At 72.6% G+C, this 23,336-nt stretch carries 19 protein-coding genes; 7 read left to right on the forward strand and 12 right to left on the reverse strand.

The genetic code is table 11. The features are described from left to right. Positions 1 to 12 precede the first annotated feature (12 nt). Positions 13 to 1,026, forward strand: coding sequence for a hypothetical protein (locus ACFV0T_RS20735; RefSeq protein ID WP_385780935.1), 1,014 nt, complete (start codon positions 13 to 15; stop codon positions 1,024 to 1,026). 21 nt (positions 1,027 to 1,047) lie between these two features. On the opposite strand, the gene ACFV0T_RS20740 is transcribed toward ACFV0T_RS20735, so the two are convergent. The 12 genes from ACFV0T_RS20740 to ACFV0T_RS20795 form a co-directional block, all read right to left on the reverse strand. Then, positions 1,048 to 3,363 (reverse strand): hypothetical protein, encoded by a 2,316-nt coding sequence (locus ACFV0T_RS20740; protein WP_385780938.1) that lies wholly within the window; start codon positions 3,361 to 3,363, stop codon positions 1,048 to 1,050. A gap of 136 nt (positions 3,364 to 3,499) precedes the next feature. Beyond that, a complete protein-coding gene (locus tag ACFV0T_RS20745; RefSeq protein ID WP_385780941.1) occupies positions 3,500 to 4,612 on the reverse strand; it encodes an AAA family ATPase in 1,113 nt (370 codons plus the stop codon). Then, a complete protein-coding gene (locus ACFV0T_RS20750) occupies positions 4,609 to 5,580 on the reverse strand; it encodes a hypothetical protein (RefSeq protein ID WP_385780944.1) in 972 nt (323 codons plus the stop codon). The genes ACFV0T_RS20745 and ACFV0T_RS20750 overlap by 4 nt, the downstream gene beginning before the upstream one ends. 134 nt (positions 5,581 to 5,714) lie before the next feature. Further along, the gene (locus ACFV0T_RS20755; RefSeq protein ID WP_385780946.1) at positions 5,715 to 6,926 is read right to left on the reverse strand and encodes a hypothetical protein; all 1,212 of its coding nucleotides are present in this window, start codon (positions 6,924 to 6,926) and stop codon (positions 5,715 to 5,717) included. Between the two features lie 415 nt (positions 6,927 to 7,341). Beyond that, complete coding sequence (locus ACFV0T_RS20760; RefSeq protein ID WP_385780948.1) at positions 7,342 to 8,016, reverse strand: GntR family transcriptional regulator; 675 nt, start codon at positions 8,014 to 8,016, stop codon at positions 7,342 to 7,344. Between the two features lie 45 nt (positions 8,017 to 8,061). Further along, positions 8,062 to 9,063, reverse strand: coding sequence for a proline racemase family protein (locus ACFV0T_RS20765; protein WP_385780950.1), 1,002 nt, complete (start codon positions 9,061 to 9,063; stop codon positions 8,062 to 8,064). Between the two features lie 219 nt (positions 9,064 to 9,282). Beyond that, positions 9,283 to 10,179 (reverse strand): dihydrodipicolinate synthase family protein, encoded by an 897-nt coding sequence (locus ACFV0T_RS20770; protein ID WP_385780953.1) that lies wholly within the window; start codon positions 10,177 to 10,179, stop codon positions 9,283 to 9,285. Positions 10,180 to 10,212: 33 nt separating this feature from the next. Continuing rightward, the gene (locus ACFV0T_RS20775; protein WP_385780956.1) at positions 10,213 to 11,631 is read right to left on the reverse strand and encodes an FAD-dependent oxidoreductase; all 1,419 of its coding nucleotides are present in this window, start codon (positions 11,629 to 11,631) and stop codon (positions 10,213 to 10,215) included. Continuing rightward, a complete protein-coding gene (locus tag ACFV0T_RS20780) occupies positions 11,624 to 11,923 on the reverse strand; it encodes a (2Fe-2S)-binding protein (RefSeq protein ID WP_385780959.1) in 300 nt (99 codons plus the stop codon). The genes ACFV0T_RS20775 and ACFV0T_RS20780 overlap by 8 nt, the downstream gene beginning before the upstream one ends. Continuing rightward, entirely contained in the window at positions 11,920 to 13,074 is a 1,155-nt protein-coding gene (locus ACFV0T_RS20785; protein ID WP_385780961.1) for an NAD(P)/FAD-dependent oxidoreductase, read from the reverse strand. The genes ACFV0T_RS20780 and ACFV0T_RS20785 overlap by 4 nt, the downstream gene beginning before the upstream one ends. 40 nt (positions 13,075 to 13,114) lie before the next feature. Continuing rightward, entirely contained in the window at positions 13,115 to 13,948 is an 834-nt protein-coding gene (locus ACFV0T_RS20790; protein WP_385780964.1) for a hypothetical protein, read from the reverse strand. A 337-nt stretch (positions 13,949 to 14,285) separates the two neighbouring features. Further along, on the reverse strand, positions 14,286 to 14,591 hold the full coding sequence (locus ACFV0T_RS20795) for a hypothetical protein (protein WP_385780966.1): 306 nt from the start codon (positions 14,589 to 14,591) through the stop codon (positions 14,286 to 14,288). A 356-nt stretch (positions 14,592 to 14,947) separates the two neighbouring features. On the opposite strand from ACFV0T_RS20795, the gene ACFV0T_RS20800 reads away from it, so the two are divergent. The 6 genes from ACFV0T_RS20800 (at position 14,948) to ACFV0T_RS20825 (ending at position 23,191) form a co-directional block, all read left to right on the forward strand. Continuing rightward, entirely contained in the window at positions 14,948 to 15,673 is a 726-nt protein-coding gene (locus ACFV0T_RS20800; protein WP_385780969.1) for a DNA polymerase beta superfamily protein, read from the forward strand. A gap of 414 nt (positions 15,674 to 16,087) precedes the next feature. Next, positions 16,088 to 18,244 (forward strand): elongation factor G, encoded by a 2,157-nt coding sequence (gene fusA / locus ACFV0T_RS20805; protein WP_385780972.1) that lies wholly within the window; start codon positions 16,088 to 16,090, stop codon positions 18,242 to 18,244. A gap of 370 nt (positions 18,245 to 18,614) precedes the next feature. Further along, positions 18,615 to 19,931 carry an ABC transporter substrate-binding protein gene (locus ACFV0T_RS20810; RefSeq protein ID WP_385780975.1) on the forward strand — a complete coding sequence of 439 codons (1,317 nt, stop codon included), beginning with the start codon at positions 18,615 to 18,617 and terminating at the stop codon, positions 19,929 to 19,931. Between the two features lie 5 nt (positions 19,932 to 19,936). Beyond that, the gene (locus ACFV0T_RS20815) at positions 19,937 to 20,935 is read left to right on the forward strand and encodes a carbohydrate ABC transporter permease (protein ID WP_385780977.1); all 999 of its coding nucleotides are present in this window, start codon (positions 19,937 to 19,939) and stop codon (positions 20,933 to 20,935) included. After that, a complete protein-coding gene (locus ACFV0T_RS20820) occupies positions 20,928 to 21,782 on the forward strand; it encodes a carbohydrate ABC transporter permease (protein ID WP_385780980.1) in 855 nt (284 codons plus the stop codon). Before ACFV0T_RS20815 ends, ACFV0T_RS20820 begins: the two co-directional genes overlap by 8 nt. Before the next feature lie 44 nt (positions 21,783 to 21,826). Next, on the forward strand, positions 21,827 to 23,191 hold the full coding sequence (locus tag ACFV0T_RS20825; protein ID WP_385780983.1) for a GH1 family beta-glucosidase: 1,365 nt from the start codon (positions 21,827 to 21,829) through the stop codon (positions 23,189 to 23,191). The last annotated feature ends 145 nt before the right edge of the window (positions 23,192 to 23,336 follow it).

A 23,336-nucleotide genomic window follows, 5' to 3' on the forward strand; every position in this document is an offset into this window, starting at 1 on the left:
AGGCGAGCACCCGTGGCAGCCCCCATAGCCCACCGCACGCACACGCTGAAGGAGTCCCACTGGACCGACAAGCGTCACGGCCGGATCACCGCGCTGTGCGAGGAGGAGGTCGTGGGGACGCCCCGGATCCGCTCGCTGTCCCACTACAGCAACGGCATCCTCGACTTCACCGTCTTCCGCCTCCCGCGCGCCCCGCTCAGCAGCCTGGTCGCCGAACCGGGCGACGAGGAGGAGAGCGAGGCGCTGCCCGGCAGCCGGCTGCTGCTGTGCGCCCAGGACCTCGGGGCGGTCCTGCGGCCGCTGGGCACCGGTGAACTGATGCGCACGGTCGTCGCCAACACGCGCGGCGGTCTGTGGGGCGGGCGCGCCCGCCCCGGCGAGTTCCTGGCGGCGGTGACGGACCTGCCCGAGGGGGTCCCCGCGATGGACGCCGCCATGAACCACCTCGTCACCCGGATCCGCACCGAGGTGCACTCGTTGCCCGACGAGAAGCCCGGCGGCGACCCCGAGGCCAAGGCCCACCCGCGCACGGGAGCGGGCCCCGACGGTCCGCACGTCGACTTCGGTACGGCCGCCGCGCCGGACGTCGTCTACGAGGAGCAGCTCCGCAGCCTGTGGCGCACCCACGTGAACACCACCGACCTGCACTACGCGGGCTACTACCGGGACTGGACCCTGGTCTGCGTCGGCGACGTGTTCGACGCCCATGAGGTCGGCCCACGCTTCATCGACGTCAGCGTCCGCACCCGGCGCACCGCCTACCGTGACCTCTCCCGCAGCCTGCGCGGCCACCTCGTCCGTCTCACCGACGCGCTCTCCCTGGTCGCCCCGCCCGTCCCCGGCCGCGCCCCCGTGGACCGGCTCGTCCTCGATGTGCAGGAGGGCGCCGTGTACGTCCACTGGACGTCGCCCGGCGCCTTCCTGCTCGGCGTCACCCTCGATCAGCGGCAGGTCGACAACGCCGAACGCCGCCTTCAGGGACTGGCGCAGGCCGTCGGCGCTGTCACCACACCGCCACCCCGCTGAGCGGCCGGACCGACGGCGGGCTCACGGCACGCCGGCCGCGCTGAGCGAGCCCCACACCTCCTCCGCGAGCACCTCCACCGCACGCGCCGGAGTCAGCGGATGCGGGGGCTCGGCATCGCCCAGCAGATGCACCGGCAGCACCTCGACCGCGCACTCGTACTCCCGGCAGATCCGGCGCAGTTCACCGAGCTGGAGCTCGGTCGGCGCACCGGGGACCGCGCTGCGCACCCAGGCCGCCACCGCGCCCCGGAACTCCTCCGTCAACTGCCGCACCAGCGTGGCGCAGCCCAGCATGCTGAGCTCCGCGGCCGTCGCCGCGGCCCGCCGGTTCACCGCCCGCCCGGCCACCCGCCGCGTCACCGTCTCCAGCATCGCCAGCGCGTCGAGGAACCTGCGCCGCACCGGCACCGGCAACTCCGCGACACCCGCGTCCGGTTCACCCGGGGTCCGTACGGTCGTCGTCGGCACCCCGGCCGCACCCGGCTGCGCCTCCATCGCCAGCGTCGCGAACACGCGGCGCAGCTCGACGAGGTGGGCCGACTGCTGCTGCTCCAGATCGCGCCGCATCTGCTCGCCCAGCTCGGCGAGCTCGCCCTCCCGCTGCTCCTCCACCAGACGCCGCTCCAGTTGCAACAGCGCCTCGTGCACGCTCTGCGCGAACCCGCCCTGCCGGTACACGAGCGGCCGCGACCCGATCGCCCGTCCCAGCCGGTCCTGCATCGCCTGCGAGACCAGCCCGTTGACCACCAGCAGCGCCTCGAACCGCCCCGGGCGCACCGCGCTGCGCAGCCCGTGCACATGGGCCGCGACGCGTTCGGCGTCGTCGGCCAGAAGCACCGAACGGGTGTGGATCACCGCCAGGTAGGCGTTCGGAGCGGGCGACAGCCAGTGCACCACCTCGTCCCGGCCGCCCGGCGAACGCGACAGCCGCGCCGGCACCGGATCACGCGAGGCGATCCGCCACTGCCCCAGGTCCAGCGCTTCGTGCACGTCGTTGAGGACCTGCCGGTACGAGACCCGCTCGTGCAGCTGCCGCACCGCCTTCAGCACCGTCGCCCCGGTCACCGAACGCACCACCGGCACCTGGGCCTCGGCGGGGGCGCCGGGAACCTCCGGCTCCTCGCTGAGCTGCCACGCCAGCCGGCACACCTTGAGCACCTCGCGCGGCACGCCCTCGGTCAGCTCGTGCAGCAGCCGCAGCGCCTCCTCCTGGAACGGTCCCGTGACCGGCGTCCCGGCGGCCGCCCGTTCGCCGCTCGCCGCGAGGTACTTGGCGACCAGCTCCCGGGTGTGCTCGTCGCTCAGGCCCGTAGGCCACAGCTGCACCACCCGCTCGTGCATGCTCGCCCGCAGTGTCCGCAGGCCCTCGGGCGGGGTGCAGAAGACCAGCAGACCGCCGTGGCTCGTATAGATGTTGACGAGCCGCTCGAAGGCGTCCAGGAAGGTGCGCCGGTTCTCCTCCGGCCAGTCGAGCACCTTCTCCAGGGAGTCGAGCAGCAGGATGTAGGGGGTGCCGACCCGGCCGTGCAGGAAGCCCTGCACCGCCAGCGCGTCGAAGACCCGGTCGATACCGGCCGCGGTGCCCGCCCCGCCGCCGGACGGGCCGATCGCCTCGGTGATGCCCCGCTCGCGCAACGGCTCGGCAGGCTCCTCGCCGCCGAGCCAGTTCCACACCATGCGCTTGAACGGCGGCTCCAGCAGCAGGGCCAGCGCGGTCGCGAACCGGCGGTGCTCCGTGACCTCGCCGAGCGTGCCCCGCAGGTCGGCGTGGATCACCTCGGGGTCGTAGCGCAGTGCCGCCACCACCTTGTCCGGGTCCAGTGTGCGTTCGCGCAGCCCGGTCGCGATCTCCTGGAGCGTGTCCCGGCGCGGATCGTCGTCCTGAGCGCCCACCCAGCCCGCCGTCACGTACGCGTAGTAGTCCCGCACCAGCTCCTCGAAGGCCTGGCGGCCCTGCGGCGAGTCGCCGGGACCGCGCAGCCGGTCACGGTAGAGCCGCCCCATGTCCTGCGCCGGCTCGTCCACGATCCACATCGCCGACTCGGGGTGCCGCTCACGCACCTTCTGGTACATCCGGCGCAGCGCGTGGCTCTTGCCGAGACCGAACCCGCCCACCAGGGCGATGGCCCGGCCACGCCGGCCGGGCGCGGCGGGCGGCGCGAAGTAGTCGTCGACGAGTGCCTGGAGATCCTCGACGAGCGGGGTGTCGATGTGGGCGTTGCCCGAGTCGGCCCCCCGCACGGTGGGGTCTCCCAGGTCGGACGCCGGACCGAGGCGTACGACCGGGATCAGCGGGAAGGGGTTCTCGTGCCAGATGTCTCCACGGTCTGGGGCCACGATGGCACTCCTCGTGTGTCCGGATTCGGCTTCCGAGCGGCGGGGCGGGGTGCGGGGGTCACTGCGGGCGGGATCCGCCGGATTCGCGGTGCGACGCGGGGGCCGCGCGGCACCGCGGAGGTGCGGGTGCCGGAGGTCAGGAGCCCGGCGGGGGAGCGGACTGTCTGGGCACCGGGGCACCGGCCGACGGATTGCGGGCCATCGCCGTCATGTCCAGGGTGGGGGCGCCGAGGTCGGCCGCGGTGACGATGACCTCGCCACCCGTGCGTCTCTGCTCCTCGGCGATGCTGAAGTACCTCTTGCGCAACTGCCGTACGTCGGAGGTGAGCCAGGCCCCCGAGGTGACCGGCGCGTCGGGGTCGGGATGGTCCCCGCGGGCGGACTGGCTGAACTTCACGGTGTCCTCCGAGGTGAGGCTGCCGAGCTTGAGATGGGTGAGCGCGGAGTCCGGCCAGATCTCCTCGACCACTTCGTGTGCCGTGTCGGGATTCTGGTGGCACACCTCGACGAACAGTACGATCCGGCTCCGCGCATGTTTCAGACACGACCTCAGGAAGTCCGTGCGCACGGACCCCATGTCGTCCCGCCAGTCCATGTGCGGCACCAGGACCAGCAGCAGCGCGTCCTGCTGGGCGAGCAGCCTGCTGAGCGCCTTGAACGCCTCGTGGACGTCCTGCTCGCCCCGGACCCGCTGCAAGGTCTTCTCGGGGAGGTACCCGCTCAACTCGTCGACGATCTTGTCGCGCAGAGCGGCGTTGATGTCCTGCGTCGACGCGAACTGCCCGCGCGCGTCCGTGCTGATGCCGTTCGCGCGATTGTCGTACCCGCCGGTCATCGCCACATACGGGTGCGGCGGCCGGATGACCTCCGGCTGACCCGGGGCCGGCGGCGGGGCCTGCTGCGACACCCGTGCGAAGTACTCCTCGAAGCGCTTCAGGTGCTGGTGGGCGAGATGCACACACCGGTGGATCAGGGTCGTCTTGCCCATGCCGACGGGTCCCGTCACCACCACCAGATGCCCCGTGTCCACCTTCGGAAGGATCATCTCCGGCAGCCGTTTCAGGCACTGCTCGAACTGTTTCACCTGGTCCAGGGCGTGATCGACGTCCACCCACTGACCGGCGTGGCTGTCCTCCACCCACGGCACCAGCGGATGGTCGTCCAGCACCGACGGCGGCAGCCACGGCAGACTCGTCTTGCTGCCCGGCACGTTCACGCCGTACGGGTTGTCCTGAACCGGCTCGGTCATACGGCCGCTCCCGACCCGGAACGGCCGACCCGCCACTCCCGCACCGTGCGCCAAGCCCAGTGTGCGAAACCCCGGTCGAGGTCCGACACCGCGCGCAGCACCCGGTTCACGGCGTCCCCGGCCGCCCGCGACTCGGCGGCGCGACCGTCCGTGCCGAACACCGTGCCCGCACGCGCCGAAGGCAGTGGCTCCGCCAGTGGCAGCCCCTCGACGGCCTGTACCGCGGCCCGCCGCCGGGCCCCCGGACCCGACACCTGGAACAGCGTCCCGGTCAGCGTCTCCCGCGCCGACCGCACCGCCGTGTGATCGGCGTCCGCGTCCCCCTCGTACGCGGTCAGATACGCCCGCGCCGCCCCCCGGAACGCCGCCTCGTCGGTCCGCAGCCGCTGCCTCGACTGCCGCCGCTCGGACGACACCCGCTCGGAGAGCTGGCCGCCCAGGGTGAGCAGCGCACCCACCGCCAGCACGGGCAGCCCCTTCAGGAACGTCACGAACCAGCCGTCCTCGCCCCCGGAGCCCTGCGCGGACGCCGCCCGTGAGCCGGCCGCGGAGGTCATCAGCGCCGAACACGCCCGCGAGAAGTCATCCTCGCGCTGCCCGGCCCACCGCTGGAGCGTCATGCGCCCACCGGATCCCACGGGCCGCACCGAGTCCCCGGCCGCCGTACCGTCCGGCGTCAGCAATCCCAGGGCGACCGCGGCCGCGACCAGGTCGGTACGGTGCGCGGCGGCCAGGCAGTACACCAACTGCACGTCCCGCTCCCCGGACGCCGCCGGCGCGGCGGACACCGGCGCGGCGGCGCCCGCCAGCAGCAGCGCCGCCCCGCAGGCCGCCGTGAACCCGTGAGCGCCGCGTACAGGGGACCGTGACCCGCGAGGCGGCGCGGTGGCCCGCTCCGCCGGCCGGACGCCGGGCGGACGGCCACCGGGCGGTGCCCCCCGCCGACCGTGTCCCGTCCCCTGTCTCATACGCCGCTCCCCGTCCGGCCGCCCCGTTGCTCCGGCCTTCGTACGACCCCGCGGACCCCGTCGGCCCCGCCCACTCCGTACAACTCCTCACGCGCCGGGAACCGTTCGAGTTCCCGGGCGTCCGCCCGCCGCGGCTACGCGACCGACTTCTCGTCCGCCACCCGCGGCTCGTGCCGGCAGGGACGCAGCTCGTCCGCGCGGAGTTCCCCGCGGCCCCGCGGCCACCGCGCGCCGGGCGAACGGGCGAGCAGGGTCTGCGAGATGCCGTGCAGGACGTTCACCGTGATGACGGCCGGGCCCACCGTGGCCGCCGTACCGGGGAAGTCGCGTTCCAGGGTCAGCGCGATCAGCACGGCCGTGATGCCGTTCTGCTGCCCCAGGCCCAGCGCGATCCGGTCGCCGCGCCCCAGTCCCCGGATGAACAGCGGCATCACCCCGAGGGCCACCACCGCCTGCGCCAGGAACGCCGCCGCCCCGAGCACGAAGCCCGGCCACCACGCCACCCCCTCTGCGAGCAGCAGCCCGAGCGCCCCGAACGCGGCGAGGAACGCACCGCCCACCGCCCGCCCCAGCACCCTGTCCAGGACCGTGGCCCGCACCACCAGCCCCGCCAGCGCCACCGCGAGCATCAACTGCCCCGCCGCCGCGAGCACCACCGTCACCAGCACGAGCAGCACCGTCACGGCACCCCTCGTCCGCCGCACGGACACGGTGTCGGGCAACCGCGCCGCCACCCGACGCCCCGCCCACCACACCAGCACCACTGCGGCCAGCAGCGCGGCGTTGAGGCCGAGGCCCACCAGATAGCCGCCCCCGCCGCCGCCCGCGATCTCGGGCGCACCCGGGTGCCCCGCGGCCGTGTAGGCGTATCCCGCGAGGTACAGCGTCAGCAGCACCGTCATCGGATCGTCGAACGACGCCCACGCCGTCAGCAACGACCGCGCACGCGGCGACATCCGCCCGTCACGGCCGAGCGCGGCGACGGACAGCGGGTCGATCTGAGCCACCGCGACACCGAGCACCAGCGCCTCGGGCCGACGGAAGACCAGCAGCATCGTGCCGGCGATCAACCCCGCCTTCAGCAGCACACCCACGGTCACGGCCGCCAGCACACCGCTCAGGTCGGCCCGCAGCTCCTTGAGATCGATCCCGTACGTGCTCCCGTACAGGCCGACGGCGAGCAGCAGCCCCGCGCCGAACAGATAGCCGCCCGAGTCCACCAGGGCCGACGTGTCCACCACCAGCCCGCACACCACCCCGACGACCAGCGTGCCCGCCGCGCCCAGCACGATGGCGGGAACCGACTCCGGCAGCCACCCCATACGGGTGCGCCCCGGTGTCGCCATGGCTCGTCCCCCCTCCGTTCCGGGCCCGCACGGTGTCCGGCACGGCCGAGGACGCACCGCACGCACGGCACCGACGGCCGCCGCGCGTCCATTGCCGTGGGGCACGTGAATGGTAGGGGGCCCTGATACCGCGCCGGAAGCACGACACCGGCCTCGTGTACGGCAGTTGACGACCCCCTGGCCCGCATGGTCGCGCGGGACGGCACCGGTGCCGCACCGCCTTGTATGCACGATGCCCTGCGCGGGGCGTCACCGAACACGGCAGGGCCGGAAGCGGCCGTATCCGGTCGGTTTCCACCCCTCCGTGTTCGGCGGGGTGTTCGATCCGGTGCGCGGGAGAGCGAAAGGGCCGGAGAGCCGTCGGTGAGCAGGCCGGTGCGCGGGAGGGCCCGGTGAGCGGAGAGCCGCCGGTGGGTCAGCCGTGGGCCGCCCACAGACCCCGTACATGACCGAGGTGACGCGTCATCACCTCGCGCACGGCGTCCTCGTCCCTCGCCAGCAGCGCGTCCAGCAGCTCCAGGTGCTCCTCGGCGGAGGCCGTCAGGCGGCCCGCGGCGGCCAGGGCGGTCAGACCGTACAGGCGTGAACGGCCGCGCAGGTCACGAACCACCTCCACCAGGTGCGCGTTGCCGGCGAGGGCGAGCAGCTCCAGGTGGAAGCGAGTGTCGGCCTCGACGTAGGCGATGAGGTCGCCGGCCGCCGCGGCGCTGACGATCTCCTGGGCGACCGGGCGCAGCGCCTCCAGGGACACCGGGTCCGCGGTCCGCGCCAACCGCACGACCGTGGGGATCTCGACCAGCGCGCGGACATGGGTGTACTCGTCGAGCTGCCGCTCGGACACCTCGGTGACCCGGAACCCCTTGTTCGGGACGGTGTCGACCAGGCCCTCCTTCGCGAGGTCGAGCATCGCCTCGCGCACCGGGGTGGCGGACACGCCGAACCGGGCGGCGAGTCCGGGCGCCGAGTACACCTCGCCCGGGCGCAGTCCACCCGTGATCAGCGCGGCCCGCAGCGCCTCGGCGACCCGCTCCCGGTAGCTGGGCTTCCGGCCGCCCAGTACGGGCAGGGCGGGGGTGTGCTGCGCGGCCATGGCGGGGCGCCCTTCTCGTCGGTCACCCGACATTATCGACGCCGCCTACAGCACGAACCCCGCCGGGAAGGGGTCCTCCGGGTCCAGCAGGTACTGTGCGGTGCCGGTGATCCAGGCCCGCCCGGTGAAGCTCGGCAGCACCGCCGGGATCCCCGCCACCTCCGTGGTGCCCAGCAGCCGGCCCGTGAACCGGGTGCCGATGAACGACTCGTTCACGAACTCCGTGTGCAGGGGCAGCTCGCCCCGCGCGTGCAGTTGCGCCATGCGCGCGCTGGTGCCCGTACCGCACGGAGAACGGTCGAACCAGCCCGGGTGGATCACCATCGCGTGCCGGGAACCGCGGGCCGTGGCGCCGGGCGCGTGGAGATGGACATGGTGGCAGCCGCGGATCGACGGATCCTCCGGGTGCACCGGTTCTCCGTCGGCGTTGATCGCCTCCATCAGCGACAGACCGGCGGCCAGGATGTCCTCCTTGCGGGCACGGTCGAACGGCAGCCCGAAAGCGTCCAGCGGCAGGATCGCGTAGAAGTTGCCGCCGTACGCGAGGTCGTACGTCACCGTCCGCCCGTCCGGCAGCGTCGCCTTGCGGTCGAGCGCCACGGAGAAGGAGGGGACGTTCCTGAGCGTGACGCTCTTCGCCGCGCCTCCCTCCACCGCGACCTCGGCGACCACCGGCCCGGCCGGCGTGTCCAGGCGGATGGTGGTGACGGGCTCGACCACCTCCACCATCCCCGTCTCCACCAGCACCGTCGCCACACCGATCGTCCCGTGCCCGCACATCGGCAGATAGCCGGAGACCTCGATGTACACGACACCCCAGTCGCAGTCCGGCCGGGTGGGCGGCTGGAGGACCGCGCCGCTCATCGCGGCGTGCCCGCGCGGCTCGTTCATCAGCAACTGCTTGATGTCGTCACGGTGTTCACGGAAGTACAGCCGCCGCTCGTTCATCGTCGCACCGGGGATGGTGCCGATCCCGCCGGTGATCACGCGGGTGGGCATGCCCTCGGTGTGCGAGTCGACGGCGTGCAGGACGAGTGTGCTGCGCATGGCCGGGTCCTTCTGGACGAGGGTGGGGATGGGGGCGAGCGTGGGGACGGGGCGCGGCGACGGTCGGCCGCCTGTGGTCCGTGCGTCCGTGGTCCGTGGTCCGTGGTCCGTGGTCCGTGGTCCGTGGTCCGTGGTCCGTGGTCCGTGGTCCGTGGTCCGTGGTCCGTGGTCCGTGGTCCGTGGTCAGGTGTCGGCTGGCGCCGACACCTGACCGAACGCCTACGTCAGTCCCGACGCGACGGCCTTCTCTGTCGCCGCCCGTACGGCCGCCTCCTGCTCGGGAAGCAGGGGCGTGCGCGGCGGTCGGCACGGGCCGCCGTGGCGGCCGACGACATCCATGGAGAGCTTGATCGCCTGGACGAACTCGGTGCGGGAGTCCCAGCGCAGCAGCGGGTGCAGTCGGCGGTACAGCACCCGCGCCGTGTCCAGGTCGCCGGTCACGGCGGCGTGGTACAGCTCGACCGTCGCGGTGGGCAGCGCGTTCGGGTATCCGGCCACCCAGCCCTTGGCACCCGCCAGTGCCAGTTCCAGCAGTACGTCGTCGGCGCCGACCAACAGGTCCAGGTCGGGGGCGAGTTCGGCGATACGGTAGGCGCGGCGGACGTCGCCCGAGAACTCCTTCACGGCGTGGATGCAGCCCTCGCGGTGCAGTCGGGCGAGCAGTTCGGGTACGAGGTCGACCTTGGTGTCGATCGGGTTGTTGTACGCCACCAGCGGCAGACCGGCCTCGGCGACCTCGGCGTAGTGCGCCAGGACCGAACGGTCGTCGGCCCGGTAGGAGTTGGGCGGCAGCAGCATCACGGCGGCGCAGCCTGCGTCGCGCGCCTGTTCGGCCCAGCGTCGGGCCTCGGCCGAGCCGTAGGCCGCGACACCGGGCATGACGCGCTGACCGCCGATCGCGGCCACGGCGGTCTCGACGACCTTGGCGCGTTCCTCGGGGGTGAGGACCTGGTACTCGCCGAGCGAGCCGTTCGGTACGACGCCGTCGCAGCCGTTGTCGATCAGCCAGGCGCAGTGTTCGGCGAACCGGCCGTGGTCGACGGACAGATCGGTGTTCAGGGGGAGCGCGGTCGCGACGAGTACGCCGCGCCAGGGGCGGTACTGCGGGTCGGTCATGAGCGGTTCCCTCCCTGAGGTGGTGACGGCATGTCACCCACGGTCTGATGTGTCGGGGTGCTCTCCGGGCTCCCGGGCCAGTGCGCCCAGCGGTACGGGGCGGGCCAACATGCGGCGGCCCGGGATGAGTTCACAACCTGTGACGGCGGCGACTCCGGGTTCGCACATCCGGCCCTGGCACCAGCCCATGCCGGCCCGGGTCAGCAGTTTCACGGTGCGCAGGTCGCCCGCTCCGAGCCGGCCGGTCGCGGCCCGCACGGTCCCGGCGGTGACCTCCTCGCAACGGCACACCACTGTGTCGTCGGAGACCTGCTCCGGCCACCACGCGGGCGGCCCGTAGGCGTGTTCGAGAGCCGCGAAGAATGTCCGCAGCCGGGTACGGGCCCGCCCCGCCGCGGCCCACTCGCGCGGGTCGGGTTCCCTCCCGCGCAGCCGTGCGGCGGCGGACCGGCCGGCGACGTGCCCCTCGGCGAGCGCGAGGGCGGCACCGCCGATCCCCGTGCTCTCCCCGGCCGCCCACACCCCCGGCACGTCGGTGCGCTGCTCGTCGTCGACGTGCACGCCCGCTCCTTCGAGCCGGCAGCCGAGTGCCTCCGCGAGGTCGGTGTGCGGCAGCATGCCGTGCCCGACGGCCAAAGCGTCGCAGGAGAAGCGCCGCAGGGTGCCCGGCCGGGCCTGGCCCTCGGCGTCCAGGGCGGCCACCGTGACCGCCGTCACCCGTTCGTCGCCGTGCGCCTCGACCACCGCGTGGCCGGTGAGGACCGGGACGCGACGGCGCAGCAGTCCGGCCGTGTACCGGGCGCCCTCGGCCAACTTGACCGGCTCCGCGCTCAGCTGCCGGGCACGGCGGGCGAAGTCACGTGGGTGGGCGGACTCCACCAGCGCCGCCACCCGTGCGCCCGCGGCGGCGAGGCCCGTGGCCACCGGCAGCAGCAGAGGTCCGCCACCGGCCACGACGACGGTGCGTCCCGGCAGCACGAGCCCGCCCTTGAGCATGGCCTGCGCGCCGCCCGCGGTGACCACCCCCGGCAGCGTCCAGCCGGGGAACGGCAGCACCCTCTCGTAGCCGCCCGTCGCCAGCAGCACGGCCCCGGCGCGCACCGTGACGGGCTCCTCCTGCGCCGGGCCGACCAGTGCATGCACGCTGTACGCGGCCGACTGTCCGCCGACGCTCCACACGTGATGGTCCGCCAGATACGTGATCCGGCCGTCGGCGACATACGCGTCGAGCCCCGCGCGCAGCCGCCGCCACGTGCGCCCCTGACGGTGCGGCACCCGGGGGTGCCGGGCCGCGAGACCGGGAGCCGGCTGTCGGTGGAACTGCCCGCCCGGCTCACCGGCGGCGTCGACCAGGACCACGCGAACGCCTCCCGCGGCGGCCGCGAGCGCCGCGGCGAGCCCGGCGGGACCCGCCCCCAGCACCGCGAGGTCCGGCGCCGGACGCTCAGCCATCGTGCCCCGTCCCCTCCTGCGTACGGACGTCCGCGCCGGGCTCGGCCGGCACGAGACAGGCCCGCAGGTTCGGGCGGCCGTCGACGGTGACCAGACAGTCGAAGCAGACGCCGATCCCGCAGAAGACTCCACGCGGACGGCCCGCGCCGCGGGTACTGCGCCAGGAGAAGACGCCGGCCGCCCAGAGCGCCGCGGCCACCGTCCGGCCGGGCAGCGCCTCGATCTCCCGGCCGTCGAACGTGATGGTGAACGGCGCACCGGGGCGGGCCCGGGCCCGCTCGACGGGGTTCACGAAGCGGCCTCCTCGGGGAAGCGGTCGGGACGGAACGCGGCGAGGTCGAGGTCCGGCTCGCCCTCGGTGAGCACCTGGGCGATCAACTGCCCGGTGCCGGTCGCGAGTCCGATGCCCGCGCCCTCGTGACCACAGGCGTGGAACAGGCCCGGCGCCCGGGGATCGGGACCGATGGCGGGCAGGTGGTCCGGCAGGTAGGGGCGGAAGCCCAGATAGGCGCGGATCACCCGGACCCGTTCGAGGAACGGGAACAGCAGGGTCGCGCCCGCGGCCAGGGCCCGTACGGCCGGCAGGGAGAGGGTGCGGTCGAAGCCGACGCGCTCGCGACTGGCGCCGATCAGCACCGGACCGGCCGCCGTGCCCTCGACGACGGGCGAGGTCATCAGGGCGGCGGAGTCGCTGGCCACGTCGGCCACGTAGTCGGCGGCATACACCTTGTGCCGCACCATGCGTGGCAGCGGCTCGGTGACGAGGACATGGCCGCGGCGGGGGAGGACGGGCAGGCCGACGCCCGCCAGCGCGGCCACCTCGCCGCCCCAGGTGCCCGCGGCGTTCACCACGGCCGGGGCGTGGATCTCGCCCCGGTCGGTACGCACCCCGCGCACCGCTCCGCCGGGACCGCGCAGTACCCCGGTCACGGTCCGCCCGGTCTCCAGCCGGGCGCCCGAGGCCCGTACGAGGTGGGCGGCGGCCAGGGCAGGCATCACCTGGGCGTCCTGCGGATAGAGGACACCGCCCGCGAGACCCGGTGCCAAGTGGGGTTCCAGCGAACGAAGTCCGTCGGCCGCGATGCCCGACGCGGTCACACCGGCGCTCCGTTGTCCGGCAGCGAATGTCTCCAGGGCCGCCAGGCCGTCGGGTTCGGAGGCGACGACGAGCCCGCCCTTGGGCTCGTACTCGATCGCCGCTCCGAGTGTGTCGGCCAGCTCGGTCCACAACCGGGCCGACAGCAGGGCGAGTTCGAGCTCCGGTCCGGGTTCCTTGTCGGAGACGAGGAGATTGCCCTCGCCCGCGCCGGTCGTGCCGCCCGCCACCGGTCCGCGGTCCACCAGGGCGACGTCGAGACCCGCCCGGGACGCGTACAGGGCGCAGGCGGCCCCCACCATGCCCGCTCCGACCACAACGACATCGCAGGTCAGTCGGTTGCCCACGCCAGTACTATGTCACACGGCACTGTGCGGGGGAACGACGTCACTCGATCTGACTGGGCGTGGGCGCGGGCGACTTGCCGGCGAGTACGTCCTTCAGGTGCTGGGTGCCGAACACCACCGCGTCCGCGGTGCTGTCGTGATCGGCGCCGTCCAGACCACCGTTCGTGACTGTCACGGCGTCCGAACCGACCCGCGAGGCGGCGACGTCCAGAGTGAGGGTGACGGGCGTACCGTCCGTGCTGCCGCGCACCGTCACGGTCAACGCCTGCGCGGAGTCGGCCGCCTTCGGCAGGGACGTCGCCACCACCTCCACGCTCCGGTCGCCGCCCGAGCCGGTCACGGTGAACTGGTCGCAGGTGTCGGGCAGGTTCTTCAGCCAGGTCATCGACTTGTCGAGGTCGCCCTTGGCGTAGGCGGCGACCTGCTGGCGGAGCCGGGAGTCACCCTCGGTGAATCCCACGACCGCCGAGGCACCGGACGGCTTGCCCAGGAGGTCGTCGCCGTAGAGCCCGTCGAGCAGGCGCTGGCAGTCGGCGACGGCCGTCTTGCCGGTGAGGAACTGGGCGGCGTCGACCTTGCCGATGAGCAGCGAGTCCTTCCAGCCGCCGGCGTCCTTGGCCTGGGTCCAGGCGTCCTCGAGGTCGGCCTCGGTGATCAACGCGGACTGGGCCAGTGCCTGGGTGAGGGCCGCGGTGGCCGACGGGCTGGCGGAGTTCCCGGCGCCGGCCGACTCCGTCGCCGATGGGGACGCGGTGGCGTCCGAGCCGCCCGAGTCACCGCCGTTGTCGTCCGAGCAGGCGGCCGAGGTCAGCAGCGTGCCCGCGGCCAGGACCGAGGCCAGGACGCGGCCGTGGCGGGAGGGACGAGGGGTCATCGCGGATGCCTCCTGAGGACGTGGACGTTCTCCCGGGTGCTTGGTGCTCCCTCCCACGGCACCACCGGCACCGGTGGCCGACCAGCGCACCGCGCCGAAAGGGTGAACGCCGCCGGACCGGCGGCCGTCGGGCCGCCCGGCCGGCGACCCCGACGGCGTTTCCGCGCGGCCCTCAGTCCGGCCGCGCGGCGACCCCGACTCCATGCCCGGTCGCACTCGGTCCGCCCGCCCGGTGACCCCGACGCCATGCCCGTCCGCGCGGGGCGACCCCGACGCCGTGTCCCGGCCGCCCTCCGCCCGCCCTCTCGACGCCCTTCGGACCGCGTCCCGGCCGCCCTCAGTCCGTGTCGTGACCCGTGTCGTGACCCACGTCGTGGCCCCTGCCGGGGCTCCCCGGGGACGTCACTCGCACGCGGCGGCCGCCGCAGTCGGGGCAGACCGCCTCCGACAGCGGTGTTCTGACCGCCCTGCCGTGCTCGTCGACGTACTCCTGGGTGGTCAGTCCCGCGGCGTCGGTCGGGTTGGTGAAGAACATGACGCGGAACACGGCCTCCCAGACGTGCCCGCAGTCGCCGCAGGCGAACGCGAACGTCTCGGACACCGGTCCGTGCTCCGCACCGGACGTGGACATGGGCATCGACATCGGCACGGTCCTCTCGCCGTCGCAGCCCCTCCAGCGCACCCCGCGCGCGGAGCCCCCGCAACTCGAACCCGGGGAGGGCGCGCGCCATACCGAACCGACCACGTACCCGAGGGCCCTGCGGTGGCCGATCGAGACCGTGACCACTGTCGGCTGCGGCGGCTTCCGCCCACGTCACCCCGTGAGCAGGACGTCGGCGCCGTGAGCCACCCGGCCGGGCCGGAAAATCCGAGGTGACGGCGGTGGAGACAGGGCATCATGGCGGTCCCGCCGCCCGGCCACCGGGCGGGACACGGTACGGCGCCCGCGGCCGTACGCGACGGCCCGCGCCGGCGGAACGACCACCATCGGGGGCTCCTGTGACCGTGCCGAACATCCTGCTGTCCGGCGTCGTCGGCTCGACCGCGTACGGACTCGCCCACGAGGGCTCCGACGTGGACCGGCTCGGCATGTTCGCGGCCCCGACCGAGGATCTGCACGGCCTGCGCGGACCCAAGGAGTCCCACGTCAGCACGGCACCGGACCGTACGCTGCACGAGGCGGCCAAATGGTGCCGGCTGGCCCTGGGCGGCAATCCAACCGTGATGGAACTCGTCTGGCTGCCGGACGAGTTGTACGAGGTCCGCACCCCTCTCGGTGACGAACTCATCGGCATCAGGGCGTCGTTCCTGAGCGGCCGGCGGGTCCGTGACGCGTATCTCGGCTATGCATCCCAGCAGTTCAGGAAATTGCAGAGCCGCGGCGACGGGTCGTTCTCCGCCGACACCCGCAAACGGACCGCCAAGCATGCCCGTCACCTCAAACGGCTGTGCGGACAGGGCTACGAGCTCTACGCGACCGGCCGGTTGAGCATCCGGGTCGAGGACCCCGAGAGCTATCACCGCTTCGGCGAACAGGTGGCCGCCGACCCGGCTGTCGCCCTGTCTCTGCTCCGCCGGTTCGAGGAGGCCTTCGAGGAGACCCGCAGCGTGCTGCCGGAGCAGCCGGACGAGGCGGCCGCCGACGCGTGGCTGCGACGGGTGCGGGCGCACTTCTACGGGGTCGGCGAGGTCGCCATGGCCGACGCCGTCGGCAAGTGTTCGTGACGCGCCATCAATTCACGTGACCCGGCGTCCCGGCGCTCCCTACACTCGTCACACAGCACGCGCCCCGGAAGGTACGGCGGCGCGTCGTCGTGACGAGTGAGGGGAGCCCGGCCGTGTGTGACCGCACCGCTGTCGTCGTTCCCCGTTCCCGGTACGAGGTGATCCTCGTGTCCTCGGCCGTCCGGTGCCCGCTGCGCGGCCGGCACCGGATGCCGTGACGAGTCGGCTTCCGTCCTCTCGGAGCCCCTTCCACACCGACGTGTCGACCGCACCGACCCGCTGACCGCACCGATCCGCCCTGCTGATCGGCCGTCAGCGGACACGTGTGCTCAGGCAGCACGCCGGTGGGTCACCCCACCGCCTCGTCCGGTGATCGCGCCGCCCTTTCTCCGTCACCTCGAAAGGCCATGGGCCGTGCGTACCGACCTCAACCGTCACCTCACCAGCCCCGACCCGCTCGCCGCCGTGCGCAACCTGGGCATCCTCGCCCACGTCGACGCCGGCAAGACGACCGTCACCGAGCGGATCCTGTATGCGACCGGCAGCACACACAAGCGGGGCGAGGTTCACGACGGCACGACCGTCACCGACTTCGACCCGCAGGAGCGCGACCGTGGCATCACCATCTCCGCCGCGGCCGTCAGCTGCGCCTGGGACGGTCACCGGATCAACCTGATCGACACCCCCGGACACGTGGACTTCGCCGACGAGGTGGAGCGCTCGCTGCGTGTGCTCGACGGCGCCGTCGCGGTGTTCGACGCCGTCGCGGGAGTGGAACCGCAGAGCGAGTCCGTGTGGCGACAGGCCGACCGGTATGCCGTGCCGAGGATCGCCTTCGTCAACAAGCTGGACCGGGCGGGCGCCGACCTCGACACGGCCGTCGCCTCGATCCGGCGGCGGCTGCACCCGGCTCCGCTGGTCGTGCAGCTGCCGATCGGCGCGGAGGACGGCTTCACCGGCGTGGTGGACCTGCTGCGCATGCGTGCGCTGGTCTGGGCCGACGGCAGTGAGACGCCCGAGGAAGGGCCGGTGCCGCCGGAGCTGCGTGAGGAGGCGCACCAGCGGCGCCGGATGCTGGAGGAGGCCGTGGCCGAACTGCATACGGGCGCGCTGGACGAGTTCTGTACGCGGTCGACGGTGTCCGCGCGCACGCTGGCCGCCGCCCTGCGCGACCTGACCCACAGCGGCGACGGCGTGGTCGTGCTGTGCGGCTCGGCCTATCGCAACCGGGGGATCGAGCCGCTGCTGGACGCCGTCGTGTCCTACCTGCCCTCGCCGTCGGACGTACCCGCCGTCAGCGGTACCCACGACGGCGCGCGGCAGGAGCGGTCCGCCGACCCGGCGGCGCCGCTGGCGGCCCTGGTGTTCAAGGTGAACGCCACGGCGACGGGACGGCTGACGTACCTGCGAGTGTACTCGGGAACGATCGAGAAGGGAGACGCGGTGATGGACGCGGGCGCGCGGCGCACCGAACGCGTCGGCCGCATCCTGCGGGTGCAGGCGGACCGTCAGACCCAGCTGGAGCGGGCGGTGGCCGGGGACATCGTCGCCGTGGTCGGCCTGAAGTCGGCCCGCGCGGGCGCGACCCTGTGCGCTCCCGAGGCCCCCCTCGTGCTCGAACCGCCGGGTGTCGCCGACCCGGTCGTCTCCGTGGCGGTCGAGGCCCGACGGGGCACCGACACCGAGCGGTTGGTCACCGCGCTCGTGCGGCTGGCCGAGGAGGACCCGTCGCTGGTCGTCCGCACCGACCCGGAGACGGGCCAGACGGTCCTGTCGGGCATGGGCGAACTGCACCTGGAGGTGGCGGTGGAGAAGCTCCGGCGGGCGCACGGCCTGGACGTCAACGTGGGCCGCCCGAGGGTGGCCCACCGCGAAACGGTCGTACGCGGTGTCTCCGGGTTCGTCTACCGGCATGTCAAACAGGAGGGAGGGGCTGGTCAGTTCGCGCATGTCGTCCTCGACGTGGAACCACTCGAACCAGCGGCCCCGCCGGACGGGTTCGACGGGTCGGACGGGCCGGTGGAGCGGTCCGGGCGCGGCGGCCCGGGATTCGAGTTCCGCTCGGCCGTGGTCGGTGGGCGAGTCCCGCAGGAGTTCGTCCGCGCGGTCGAGGCAGGGTGCCGGGACGCCCTCGCCGACGGTCCGCTCGGCGGGCATCCGGTCACCGGGCTGCGGGTGACGCTGACCGACGGGGCGACGCATGTGAAGGACTCCTCCGACACGGCGTTCCGTACCGCCGGCCGGCTCGGGCTCCGGGCGGCCCTGCGCGCCTGCGCGGCGGTCCTCCTGGAACCGGTCGCCGAGGTCACCGTCACCGTGCCCGAGGAGGCGGTCGGCGGGGTGCTCGGCGATCTGGCCGCACGGCGCGGCCGGGTCACGGGTTCGGTCATGCGGGGCGGTTCGGCGGTCGTCACCGCGACCGTGCCCCTGGCCGAGCTGTTCGGCTACGCGACCCGGCTCCGCAGCCGCACCCAGGGCCGCGGCACGTTCACGGCCCGGCCCACCGGGTACGCGCCGGCGCCGACGACGGCTGCGCCGAACGCGGCGGCCACAACCGGTGGTTCGCGGTAGCGGTGCCCGCCGGTCCGCACCACGAGCCGTCATTGCTCGTGGTGCGGACCGGTCGCGCCCCGGCCGTCCCGTCCGCTCCGACTCCCCCCGCCACCCCGCCCGTCACCCCGTCGAAACACAACCGTTGTACAGCGCCGCCGTGGTGCTTCCGCCGCAGGTCACGGCATGTCCCGCCGTCGCTGGCACCCGTCCGGTCCCGCGTACGGCCGTCCCTCCCCGCGGGCGACCCTGCCGGATGTCTTGACGCGCCTTTCTTCCGAGGTTTAACTCACGTCCTAAATTAAGCCATGAGGGGCTTCGGGAGTCGAACGGGGTGTCACTTCCGCGGTCTGTCTCGGGCAACGACTCCAGGAAAGGGACACCAGGAGCCATGCGCAGCATCCGAGCCGCGGCCGTCGGCGCCGTCACCATGTCACTCGCCCTTGCCGCCTCGGCCTGCGGAGGCGGATCGTCGTCGGGTGGCGGGTCCAACGACTCACCGAAGACGCTCACCTACTGGGCCTCCAACCAGGGCGCGAGCATCGAGATCGACAAGAAGGTCCTCCAGCCCGAACTCGACAAGTTCGAGAAGCAGACCGGGATCAAGGTCAAACTGGAAGTGGTCCCCTGGTCGGACCTGCTGAACCGGATCCTCACCGCCACCACCTCCGGCCAGGGACCGGACGTCCTCAACATCGGCAACACCTGGAGCGCCTCGTTGCAGGCCACCGGGGCACTGCTGCCGTGGGACGCGAAGAACTTCGCCGCGATCGGCGGCAAGGACCGCTTCGTCGCGTCGGCGCTCGGCTCGACCGGCGCCGAGGGCAAGGACCCGGCGGCGGTGCCGCTGTACTCGATGGCGTACGCGCTCTACTACAACAAGCAGATGTTCGCCGACGCCGGCATAGCCAAGCCGCCGGCCACCTGGGACGAGCTGGTCGCCGACGGCAAGAAGCTGTCCAAGGGCGGCAAGTGGGGCCTGGGCGCAGAAGGCGCCAACGTGTCGGAGAACATCCACCACGCCTTCGTCTTCGCCAAGCAGCACGGCGCCGACTTCTTCACCGCCGACGGCAAGGCCGACTTCACCTCGGACAACGTGGTCGCCGCGGTCAAGCAGTACGTCGACCTGATGGCCGCCGACAAGATCATCGCCCCCGGCAACGCCGAGTACGCGCAGAACCAGTCCGTGAGCGACTTCGCCAAGGGCAAGAACGCGATGCTGCTGTGGCAGTCCGCGTCCGCCAACCTCAAGTCCCAGGGCATGAGCGAGGACGACTACGGCATCGCCCCGGTGCCCGTGCAGTCCGGCACCCCCGGCACCGGCGCGAACGTCAACTCGATGGTGGCCGGCATCAACCTGGCCGTCTTCAAGAACTCCGACAACCTCGACGGCGCCACCAAGTTCGTGAAGTTCATGACGAGCGACGAGGAGCAGAAGACCCTCAACAAGGCGTACACCTCCATCCCGCCGGTAGCCTCCGCGCAGACGGACGCCGCTTTCAACAGCCCGTCCAACGCCGTCCTGAAGGACACCCTCGCGGGCAGCGCCGCCGCGCTGCCGCAGGTCGCCGACGAGTCCCAGTTCGAGACGGCCGTCGGTACGGCGATCAAGGAACTGTTCGCCGACGCCGCCGCCGGCCGCCCGGTCACCGCCGAGTCGGTCAAGGCCAAGCTCGAGAAGGCCCAGCAGCAGATGCCGACGAAGTGAGCACGATGACCACCACTGTCTCCTCGGAGGCCGGCGGGCAGGTCGTGCGCAAGGACACCCCCGGTGCGGCGCGCGGCCCCCGCCGCCGCACCGGGCGGCTGCGCAGCATCGGACTGCCGTACCTCCTGCTGTTGCCGGCGCTGATCCTCGAACTCCTGGTCCACCTGGTGCCGATGGTGATCGGCATCGTGATGAGCTTCAAGGAGCTCACCCAGTTCTACATCCGCGACTGGGGCACCGCGCCGTGGTCCGGACTGGACAACTACTCGGTGTCGGTGGACTTCGACGCGCCCGTCGGCGAGGCCCTGCTCCACTCGTTCCTGGTCACGGTCGCCTTCACCCTGCTGTCCGTCGGCCTGTGCTGGCTGATCGGCACGGCGGCCGCGATCTGCATGCAGGACACCTTCCGCGGCCGTGGCCTGCTGCGCGCGCTGTTCCTCGTCCCGTACGCCCTGCCGGTCTACGCGGCCGTCATCACCTGGGTGTTCATGTTCCAGCATGACAACGGCCTGGTGAACCACGTGCTGCACGACCAGCTGCACCTCACCGACAAGCCGTCCTTCTGGCTGATCGGCGACAACAGCTTCTACGCGCTGCTGGTCGTGCACGTCTGGAAGGGCTGGCCGTTCGCCTTCCTGATCGTCATGGCCGGCCTTCAGAACATCCCGCGGGAGCTGTACGAGGCGGCCGCGCTCGACGGCGCGGGTGTGTGGCAGCAGATCCGCCGCATCACCCTGCCGTCGCTGCGCCCGGTCAACCAGGTGCTGATCCTGGTGCTGTTCCTGTGGACGTTCAACGACTTCAACACGCCGTACGTCCTGTTCGGCAAGGCCGCCCCGGAGGCCGCGGACCTCATCTCGGTCCACATCTACCAGGCCTCCTTCGTCACCTGGAACTTCGGCACCGGATCGGCGATGTCCGTGCTCCTGCTGCTCTTCCTGCTCGTCGTCACCGGCGTGTACCTCGCCCTGACGTCGCGCGGACGGAGGACCTCGAATGTCTGACTCCCCGATGGCACAGCCGAGTTCGTTCGTGTGGACCCGGCGGGTCTTCCTCACCCTGCTCACCGGGTTCGTGCTGGTGCCGGTCTACGTCATGATCTCCAGCTCGCTGAAGCCGCTGGCGGACGTCACCGGCAAGTTCCGCTGGCTGCCGAGCGGCCTCACCGTCCGCCCGTACATCGACATCTGGTCGACCGTCCCGCTCGCCCGGTACTTCGTGAACTCGCTGATCGTGGCGGGGGCGGCCACCGCCTGCTCGGTGGTGATCGCGGTCTTCTCCGCGTACGCGGTCAGCCGCTACGAGTTCCGCGGCAAACGCGTGTTCACGGTCACCGTCCTGTCGACGCAGATGTTCCCCGGCATCCTCTTCCTCCTGCCGCTGTTCCTCCTGTACGTCAACATCGGCAACGCCACCGGCATCGCCCTGTTCGGCTCGCGCGGCGGGCTGATCCTGACGTATCTCACCTTCTCCCTCCCGTTCTCGATCTGGATGCTGATCGGGTACTTCGACTCGGTGCCGCGCGAACTCGACGAAGCGGCACTCGTGGACGGCTGCGGCCCGCTCGGCGCGCTGTTTCGGGTCGTGGTCCCGGCCGCGATCCCGGGCATCGTCGCGGTCGCCGTGTACGCCTTCATGACGGCCTGGGGCGAGGTGCTGTTCGCGTCGGTGATGACCAACGACACCACCCGCACGCTCGCCGTCGGGCTCCAGGGCTACTCCACGCTCAACGACGTGTACTGGAACCAGATCATGGCCGCCTCGCTCGTCGTGAGCGTCCCGGTGGTCGCCGGATTCCTGTTGCTCCAGCGCTATCTCGTCGCCGGACTCACCGCGGGAGCGGTGAAGTGACCAGCGGCGAAGCGACCGACCCCCCAATTCCTGAGAGGGCTTCAGTGTCCGAACGTATCGACCTCGCCGCACTGCCGCACGACTTCCTGTGGGGCACGGCCACATCGGCGTACCAGATCGAGGGAGCCGTGGCGGAGGACGGCCGTTCGCCGTCGATCTGGGACACCTTCTCGCACACCCCCGGCAAGATCGACAACGACGACCACGGCGACGTCGCCTGCGACCACTACCACCGCTGGCGCGAGGACGTCGGCCTGATGGGCCGGCTCGGCACCAACGCCTACCGGCTGTCGGTCGCCTGGCCGCGGGTGGTGCCCGGCGGCGACGGTCCGGTCAACCCCAAGGGCCTGGCGTTCTACGACGAGTTGGTCGACGGTCTGCTGGCGGCGGGCATCACCCCGTCCGTCACCCTCTACCACTGGGACCTGCCGCAGGCGCTCCAGGACCGCGGCGGCTGGCCCGAGCGCGAGACGGCGGAGCACTTCGCCGCGTACGCCGCGGCCGTCGCCGAACGCCTCGGTGACCGTGTCACCCACTGGGCCACCCTCAACGAGCCGCTCTGCTCGGCCTGGATCGGTCACCTGGAGGGCAAGATGGCCCCCGGTCTCACCGACCTGACGGCCGCCGTCCGCGCCTCCTACCACCTCCTGCTCGGCCACGGCCTCGCCGCACAGGCCATCCGCGCCGCCGCGCCCGGCGCCGAGGTGGGCATCGTCAACAACCTCTCCACCGTGTACGCGGCCTCCGACCGGCCCGAGGACGTGGCCGCCGCCCGCCGGATGGACGGCCACACCAACCGCTGGTGGCTGGACCCGGTGCACGGCCGCGGCTTCCCGGCCGACATGCGCGAGGTCTACGGCGTCGAACTGCCCGAGCGGCCGGGCGACCTGGAGACGATCGCCGCCCCGCTCGACTGGCTGGGCCTGAACTACTACTTCCCGGCGACCGTCGAGGACGACCCCACCGGCCCGGCCCCGCACGCCCGTTCGGTGCGCCGCGAGGGTGTCCCGCGCAGCGGCATGGACTGGGAGATCGACGCGAGCGGCATCGAGACGCTGCTGCTGCGCCTCACCGAGGAGTACGGCCCGCGCAAGCTGTACGTGACGGAGAACGGCTCCGCCTTCCCCGACGTCGTACGCCCCGACGGCACCGTCGACGACCCCGAGCGTCAGGAGTACCTGATCCAGCACCTCGCCGCCTGCGCGTCCGCCGCCCGCAAGGGTGCCCCGCTGGCCGGCTACTTCGCCTGGTCGCTCCTGGACAACTTCGAGTGGGCGTACGGCTACGACAAGCGCTTCGGGCTCGTCCACGTCGACTACCGCACCCAGGCCCGCACCATCAAGGGCACCGGTCACCGCTACGCGGACGTCGTCCGCGCCCACCGGGGCCGGTCGAGCCGGGCCGCCTGAGGCCCCTGAGCCCCCGCGGTGGGCGTCGGCGCGGGAGCCCGCGCCCACCGCGGGATCGACGGCACGACCCGCAGGAACGGCGATACGAGACGAACCACGCACAGAAATGTCAGGTGCATGCCATTAGCGATGTCATGACGCGAGT

Origin of the sequence: Streptomyces sp. NPDC059582 (assembly GCF_042735715.1) — a bacterium.
Taxonomy (GTDB): Bacteria; Actinomycetota; Actinomycetes; order Streptomycetales; family Streptomycetaceae; genus Streptomyces.

Excerpts from the sequence above, each read along its gene's own strand:
- ACFV0T_RS20745 (WP_385780941.1), bottom strand. The coding sequence starts at position 4,612 with ATGACCGAGCCGGTTCAGGACAACCCGTACGGCGTGAACGTGCCGGGC.
- ACFV0T_RS20750 (WP_385780944.1), bottom strand. The coding sequence starts at position 5,580 with ATGAGACAGGGGACGGGACACGGTCGGCGGGGGGCACCGCCCGGTGGC.
- ACFV0T_RS20755 (WP_385780946.1), bottom strand. The coding sequence starts at position 6,926 with ATGGCGACACCGGGGCGCACCCGTATGGGGTGGCTGCCGGAGTCGGTT.
- ACFV0T_RS20760 (WP_385780948.1), bottom strand. The coding sequence starts at position 8,016 with ATGGCCGCGCAGCACACCCCCGCCCTGCCCGTACTGGGCGGCCGGAAG.
- ACFV0T_RS20765 (WP_385780950.1), bottom strand. The coding sequence starts at position 9,063 with ATGCGCAGCACACTCGTCCTGCACGCCGTCGACTCGCACACCGAGGGC.
- ACFV0T_RS20770 (WP_385780953.1), bottom strand. The coding sequence starts at position 10,179 with ATGACCGACCCGCAGTACCGCCCCTGGCGCGGCGTACTCGTCGCGACC.
- ACFV0T_RS20775 (WP_385780956.1), bottom strand. The coding sequence starts at position 11,631 with ATGGCTGAGCGTCCGGCGCCGGACCTCGCGGTGCTGGGGGCGGGTCCC.
- ACFV0T_RS20790 (WP_385780964.1), bottom strand. The coding sequence starts at position 13,948 with ATGACCCCTCGTCCCTCCCGCCACGGCCGCGTCCTGGCCTCGGTCCTG.
- ACFV0T_RS20795 (WP_385780966.1), bottom strand. The coding sequence starts at position 14,591 with ATGTCGATGCCCATGTCCACGTCCGGTGCGGAGCACGGACCGGTGTCC.
- ACFV0T_RS20810 (WP_385780975.1), top strand. The coding sequence starts at position 18,615 with ATGCGCAGCATCCGAGCCGCGGCCGTCGGCGCCGTCACCATGTCACTC.
- ACFV0T_RS20815 (WP_385780977.1), top strand. The coding sequence starts at position 19,937 with ATGACCACCACTGTCTCCTCGGAGGCCGGCGGGCAGGTCGTGCGCAAG.
- ACFV0T_RS20820 (WP_385780980.1), top strand. The coding sequence starts at position 20,928 with ATGTCTGACTCCCCGATGGCACAGCCGAGTTCGTTCGTGTGGACCCGG.